Below are 1,159 nucleotides of genomic sequence, written 5' to 3' on the forward strand. Positions count from 1 at the left end.
TGGTGAGTCATATGTTAACAATGGATTGAGGAAGGTTAAATAATTTAGGTTGTTACATGTCCTGCTGCCAGCGGGACCGCTGGCAGCAAACAACTGAGGATAATATGGAGAGTGGTCTGGTGAGAAGCCCTTCTGTGTGGAAGAGGCTGTAAAAAAGGTTTGAGCTCCCTCTCCTCAGGCTTTAAGGCACAACCAGTACAAAGAGCCGACCGGCAGGTCGAGCTCGTATTTGCCGTGAGTCACGCCCAAAGCCAATCCTCATTTCACATGGTAAGGTAAACACAAACCTATGATAGGATGAATATGATCGAATCCCAAGATATTCTCGCCCAATCGGTGGGCATTGACGTTTCAGCCGATACCTTGGAAGTACGAATTGGCACAGCCGGCCCCGACCGGGAACTGCGCTTCAGCCGGTCCCGGAGTTTGCCCAACACCGAAGAAGGGTTCCAAGCGCTGTTGGAATGGGCCCGTTCGCAGTCGGTGGCCCCCGAGGACTGCTGGTTTATCATGGAGGCGACCGGCGTCTACTACGAGCAGCTGGCCTACTGGTTGCATCAGGCGGGGCTGTCGGTCTGCGTGTTGGTGGCCCACCGGGCCAAACATTATGCGAAGAGCCTGCCGATCAAATCAAAAACCGATCCCATCGACGCCCGCGTGCTGGCCCGCTACGGGCTGGAGCGTCGTCCCCGGCGGTGGCAGCCGGGATCCCCGCGCCTGCGGCAGATCAAAGCATTGCTTCGGGAACGCACTCAGCTGCAGGACCAACGCACCCAGCTGACCAATCGGCGGCATGCGGCCCGCCGGGCCTGGAACCATCCCTCCAGCAGCTGGAGGCCCTGTGGCAGTCCGACCAGGCCTTGGCCGATCCGATCCGGCGCATCGGCCAGATAACCGGTCTCAGCAACCAAAGCGTGCTGCAAGTGGTCGCCGAGACCAATGGGTTTGCCCTGATTCGCAACCGCAACCAGCTGGCCTCCTACGCCGGACTCGATGTGGTGCTGGATCAGTCGGGCCAGCGACAGGGAACCAGCAAGATCTCCAAACAGGGCAATGCCCATATCCGACGGGCCCTCTATATGCCAGCGGTCAGTGCCAGCCAGCATAACCGGGCCCTGCGGGTCTTCTACCAGCGATTGGTCGCCAAGCATCCGGACCA

Annotated in this window: 2 protein-coding genes; both read left to right on the forward strand. The window is 58.9% G+C overall.

The window, feature by feature from the left end:
- Positions 1-297: 297 nt before the first annotated feature.
- Positions 298-894, forward strand: coding sequence for a transposase (locus NC796_RS26555; RefSeq protein WP_310688912.1), 597 nt, complete (start codon positions 298-300; stop codon positions 892-894).
- Positions 861-1,159, forward strand: a 299-nt coding sequence (locus NC796_RS26560) for an IS110 family transposase (RefSeq protein ID WP_310688914.1), incomplete at its 3' end; no start/stop codon positions are given. The genes NC796_RS26555 and NC796_RS26560, both read left to right, overlap by 34 nt.

Source organism: Aliifodinibius sp. S!AR15-10 (assembly GCF_031569985.1).
GTDB lineage: Bacteria > Bacteroidota > Rhodothermia > Balneolales > Balneolaceae > JAMQKA01.